The following is a 5,179-nucleotide window of genomic DNA, read 5'->3' as shown; positions in this document are numbered from 1 at the left end:
GTCCCCGGGAGCCGGGGACGGCGGCGTCGTTCCTGTCCGCTCCGCTACGGCTTGCGGCCTACCGCGCCGTACGCGTCCACGGCCGTCGCGTCGGCCGTGTCGTCGGACTCCGGGCGCCACTGTGTCACCTGGACGACTCCGGGCTCCTCCACCTCCAGGCCGTCGAAGAACGCGGCGATCTCGTCGACGGTCCGCACGTAATACGGCACCGCGCCACTGGCGTTGTACGCCTCGGACGCGGCGATCATGCCCGGGCTGGTGGCGGTGCTGTCGCTGATCACGAGGTAACTGCCCGACGGGAGACCCGCCATCAGCCGGTTCACCAGGTCCCGCGCCTGGTCGTGGTCGGCGACGTGGCCGAGCGTGTTGAGGATCATCAGCGCGACCGGCCGGGACAGGTCCAGCGTGCCCTCGGCGGCCTTGAGGATCTCCTCGGGGGCGTACAGATCGGCGTCCAGATACGCCGTCCTGCCCTCGGGCGTGCTCGTGAGCAGGGCCCGGGCGTGGGCCAGCACGAGCGGGTCGCTGTCGACGTACACGATCCGCGCGTCGGGGGCGACGCGCTGCGCGACCTCGTGGGTGTTGTCGGCGGTGGGCAGGCCGGTGCCGATGTCGAGGAACTGGCGGATTCCCTGCTCGCCCGCGAGATGGCGGACCGCGCGTCCCAGGAACTGGCGGCTCGTGCGCGCCACGTCGACGAGGCCCGGGAAGATGTCCTTGATGTGGTCGCCGGTCTCGCGGTCGATCTCGTAGTGGTCCTTGCCGCCGACGAAGTAGTTCCAGAAACGGGCGGAATGGGGCTTGCTCGTGTCGATCCGGGCGCGTATGTCTGCGGCGGCGGCGAGCTGGGGGTCGTGTTCTGACACGAGTGGGCCTCCTGGGCGCGAAACGATTCCTCGACCAGGTCCCAACCTAGACCAATCAGCCGGGGGACGGCTCGTTCCCCGGTGACCCGCCTCGCGTTCAACTCGCCTGACAAGCAGGGCGTTTACGGGCGGGAGCGGAACGGACGGCCGGGTCGGCGCTCACGCCGTCCCGTGGCCGTCCGCCCGGTCCGCCCGGTCCGCAACGCCTTGGCGCGGCGGGGGAGTTGTCTCATCCGAGGGTGGCGAGCAGTTCGTTGCACGCCTGTTCACAGGTCCGGCACGCCTCGGCGCAGAGACGGCAGTGCTCGTGCATGTCGGCATGCTTCGCGCACTCGTCCGCGCAGGCCTTGCAGGCGACCGCACAAGCCTGCACGATGGCGCGGGTGATGTTCGCGTCGTAACCGGTGTGGCGCGACAGGACGGCCGCGGTGGCGGTGCAGATGTCGGCGCAGTCCATGTCGGTGCGGATGCACTTCGTCAGGTCGCCGACCATGCCCTCGGAGAGGCAGGCGTCGGCGCAGGCCGTACACGCCTGTGCGCAGGCGGCGCACGCCTCGATGCAGCGGCTCATGGCGTCCGGGTCGACGCCGCCGAGGTCGGCGGGATAGGTGTTCAGCATGTCCTTCGCGGACGCGGTCATGGCCATCGTCATCTCCTCGTCGTGTGCCTGCGGCGCCCGGACGGCGCCGCAGGACGGGTAGCACGGCGCGGGCCTCCCAAACGGGGGCGCTGCCGGGCCGCGGGGCAGGCAGATCGGGCAGCGGACCCCGGGCTCAGGTCGCGGCGCCCGCCCTGAGGAGGTCGTTCGCCTCCTCCGCGCTCAGCTCGGCGCCGTAGAGGCGGGCCCCCGGCTGATGACTGCGGCCGCCCCGCCCGATGTCGCCGGCATCGACGGGGTCGAAGCCGATGTCCCGGATCAGCCCCGCGACCACGGCCTTGGCCTCCGTGTCGGTCCCGGAGATGGGGATCGCCAGCCGGCCGGGGTCCCCCTTGGGCCGGCCGCGGTCACGGAGGTTCTCCCAGTGGATCGCGTTGAACGCCTTCACCACGTTGGCGTTCGTATGGGCGCGGATCTTCTCGCTGGAGGTCGTGCGGTCGTCGTCGAGCTCGGCGTCGTGGCCGTCGCGCTGCGCGTAGTAGTTGCAGGTGTCGATCACGACCTTGTCCTTGAGGGCGTCCTTCGGCAGTTCCTTGTACCGGCCGTACGGAATGCTGACCACGACGACCTGCCCGAACGTCGCGGCCTGCTCGACCGTGACCGCCCGCAGGGTGCCGCCGATCTCGTCGACGAGCCCGGCGAGTGTCTCCGGGCCCCTGGAGTTGCTGATGACCACGTCATGGCCGATGCGTACGAAATGGCGGGCCAGGGTCGAGCCGACGCGGCCCGCGCCGATGATGCCGATCTTCATGGGAATCTCCTCAGGGTCTCCTCGTCACAAAATTCCGCCGCGCGCGGCGTCGGGGCGGGGGCGCCGGGGGCGGTCGGGCACAGGTGTCCCCGCGGAAACTCGACGTGGTCTTCCCGTCCGTGTCCTGGTCCATCGGCGGCCGGGTGCCCCTGCCGCAGGTCGTGAAACGGCCCGGGTCCGGGGCCGCCGGGGGCGCTGTGGAACGCCGGGGGCGTTGTCGTAGGCGGCCGTTACCGTCGCCCGCATGACAGTCACCTTCGACCTGACCCTCGACTGCGCCGACGCGCAGCTCCTCGCCGCGTTCTGGAAGACGGCCCTCGGGTACATCGACGAGCCGCCGCCCGCCCCGTACAGGACCCGGGAGGAGTGGCTCGCCCAGTTCGACCTGCCGGAGGACGACTCGGCCGACGACGGGGCATGGCTGTGCGCCCCGGACGGCACCGGCCCCCGCCTTTCGATCCTCAAGGTCCCGGAGCCGAAGACGGCGAAGAACCGCCTCCACCTCGACGTCCGCGTGCCGGGCGACGGCACTCCGGAGGAGCGCTGGGCCCGCGTCCGGGCGACGTCACAGCGGCTGGTCGAGGCGGGCGGCAGCGTCATCGAAACGTTCGACGGGCACCACATCGTGATGGCGGACCCGGAGGGCAACGAATTCTGCGTCGCCGCGGCGTCCGCGTAGGAAGTCGACCGCGGGGCTGCGGGGCGCGGGCCTTTCAGCCGTCGGCCGAGCCCTTCAGCCGCAGGTGGGCGGCGAGCGCGACTTCCAGCAGGGTGGCACGCAGGGCTTCCCGGGACCGCCCTCTGGTCTTGACCGCATGGCAGTTGGGGCACAGAGCGGCCATCACGCTCGGATGATCCGGGCCGCCCTTGGCGATCTCCATGATGTGGTCGACCTCGAGGATCGGCGCACCCGCGTCGGTCACATCGGCGGGCTGGCCGTCGCAGGCCGGGTTCTCGCACACCCCCCGGCTCCGTGCGAGCACGGCCCGCCGGGCAACGCCCGACCGTACGGGACCGTTTCGCAGGCTCGTTCTCCGCCGGACGTCTCCGGCTTCCCCTCGGCCGTCGAGAAGGCGGCACCACTTCTCGTACTGTGCCGCCGCCGTCACGGCCGTGTCCACGACCGGCTCCCGAAGCTGCGCGTCGTCCGCGACACCTTCGTCGTACAGGCCGGTGTCCTTGAGCAGCGGAACAGGGTCGAGACCCTCGAAATACTTGGCGAGGACGGCCTCGATCACCGATATCCGGGCATGGCCCGAGCGGCGCACGATGTCGTGGAACGGCTCGGCCAGCCCGCCACTCGGCCGTTGCTCGGCGAACCAGCTCCTGAGCTCCGAGTCGCCGTGTGCGGTGGGCACCTCACCGACGTGGCCCTCGAGTGTCCACAATCCGGCGCCGTGGAGAGCGAGCACGGGGTAGTCCGGGCGCGGACGCTCCCCTCGCGCCCCGTGACGTTTCAGCAGCGCACCGATCGCCTCGTCGGTCTCGGCCCACGCGAGGCTGCGGGTCTCCCCCCGGCGCGCCCGTCCGATCGCCCACAACAGAGCGATCGGCTGGTAGAGGCGCGGTCCGTTCGCAGCGCGGGCCGCCCTCAGGCCCTGCACGCGTCGGAGGAATTCCTCGTGAGCGGAGGTGGTCCCGATGGCGGCTCCGGATACCTGAGAGGCGTCCGAAACCTCGAACCCGAGGGCGCGAAGCAGCTTGACCGTGTGTTCCTTGCCCCCGGAGAAGGCGTCACGGCGCAGCGGCTGCAGACCGGGGAGAAAACCGTGAGCGGCCCCCAGGACGGCCTTGGAGTCGTAGCGCTTTCCGTCGACCACGAGGAAGTAGTCGCGTGCCCGGCCGAAGCCGTACCGCTTCAGGAACGCGTTCTGACCGATCGCGTCGAATTCCGCGACGGCCTGAAGGACTTGGAGCCGTCCTATGTCTGTGAGCGCCATGCGGGAACGGTAGTCGAGCGCGCCGACCACCGAGAGTGGGTTCCGGCCCGTGGCCGGGTGACGACGAGGAGTGAGCGGTCACGTGCATGCGCCGGGGTGGGAGCGGCCGGGGCGGGCCGGGTGTCCTGGGGGTTCGAGTTGCGGGGGGCGGTGGGCGGCGGATCGTGGAGGTGGGGTCGGCGGTTGCTGGGGCGCCGGCGGGCAAGGGAAGGAGTCGGGCATGGCGGACCGGCACGGACCGTGGGAGCCTGCGTCGGCCCGGGGCGCGCGTGGGTGGGTGGTGCTCGCCCGGGCCCTGGTCGCCCTGATCGTCATGGTCGGTGTGGTCATGGCCGCAGGCGGCGCCGGTCACGCGCCGTCCGCTGGCGCGTCCGGGCGGAGCGTGGCGCAGCCGACGCCGTCCGTTCCGCCGCCGATCGAGCTCAGCGGCACGGGGGACCAGGTGACGAAGCCCTTCGCGCTGACCGGTGGTCTGGCCGTCCTGCGGGCCGAGTGCCCGTCCTGCAAGGGAAACTTCATCGTCGAGCTGCTCGACGACAAGCAACAGGTCAGGGATGTCGTCGCCAACCGGGTCGGCCCTTACAGCGGGTCCAGGGCCGCCGGTGTGCAGGCCGGCGACCATGCTCTCCTGGTCGACGCGGACGCTCCGTGGAGCGTCGAGATCACACAGCCCCGCGACCGGCCGGCGGCGGAACTGCCCCAGAGCTCCACGGGGAGCGGGGATCACGTCGTAGGACCCTTCGCGGCGGACAAGACCGTTGCCGTGCGGGCCACCCACAGCGCGGGGAACGACTTCGCCGTCACGGTGCTGGACGCGAAGGGCAGGGCGCAGGACCTCGTCTTCAACGAGACTGGGGACTTCGACGGCGCCGCCGTCGCCCAGATGGCCGGCGCCGGGCCGTACTACGTCAATGTGACCGCCGACGGCGACTGGACCCTGGAGCTGTCCGAGCCGTAGACGTGC

Annotated in this window: 6 protein-coding genes; 2 read left to right on the top strand and 4 right to left on the bottom strand. The window is 71.4% G+C overall.

Annotated features, from left to right (window positions below):
* Positions 1 to 44 precede the first annotated feature (44 nt).
* From ACWGH4_RS30775 to ACWGH4_RS30765, 3 genes are all read right to left on the bottom strand, one after another.
* Positions 45 to 866: an SAM-dependent methyltransferase gene (locus tag ACWGH4_RS30775; protein ID WP_453466676.1), complete on the bottom strand. Its 822-nt coding sequence runs from the start codon at positions 864 to 866 to the stop codon at positions 45 to 47.
* A gap of 229 nt (positions 867 to 1,095) precedes the next feature.
* On the bottom strand, positions 1,096 to 1,506 hold the full coding sequence (locus ACWGH4_RS30770; RefSeq protein WP_453466678.1) for a four-helix bundle copper-binding protein: 411 nt from the start codon (positions 1,504 to 1,506) through the stop codon (positions 1,096 to 1,098).
* Between the two features lie 133 nt (positions 1,507 to 1,639).
* Entirely contained in the window at positions 1,640 to 2,275 is a 636-nt protein-coding gene (locus ACWGH4_RS30765; RefSeq protein ID WP_453466674.1) for an NADPH-dependent F420 reductase, read from the bottom strand.
* A 244-nt stretch (positions 2,276 to 2,519) separates the two neighbouring features.
* Here ACWGH4_RS30765 and ACWGH4_RS30760 point away from each other — a divergent pair, with 244 nt between their 5' ends.
* Positions 2,520 to 2,954: a VOC family protein gene (locus ACWGH4_RS30760; protein ID WP_441262781.1), complete on the top strand. Its 435-nt coding sequence runs from the start codon at positions 2,520 to 2,522 to the stop codon at positions 2,952 to 2,954.
* Positions 2,955 to 2,988: 34 nt separating this feature from the next.
* On the opposite strand, the gene ACWGH4_RS30755 is transcribed toward ACWGH4_RS30760, so the two are convergent.
* Complete coding sequence (locus tag ACWGH4_RS30755) at positions 2,989 to 4,215, bottom strand: HNH endonuclease (protein WP_453466672.1); 1,227 nt, start codon at positions 4,213 to 4,215, stop codon at positions 2,989 to 2,991.
* Positions 4,216 to 4,435: 220 nt separating this feature from the next.
* On the opposite strand from ACWGH4_RS30755, the gene ACWGH4_RS30750 reads away from it, so the two are divergent.
* Positions 4,436 to 5,173, top strand: coding sequence for a hypothetical protein (locus tag ACWGH4_RS30750; protein WP_453466670.1), 738 nt, complete (start codon positions 4,436 to 4,438; stop codon positions 5,171 to 5,173).
* Positions 5,174 to 5,179: the final 6 nt, after the last annotated feature.

The sequence above is a fragment of the Streptomyces sp. NPDC054847 genome (assembly GCF_053610925.1).
The sequence above is the reverse complement of the archived record's forward strand: the minus strand, read 5'-3'. Positions and strand labels throughout refer to the sequence as shown.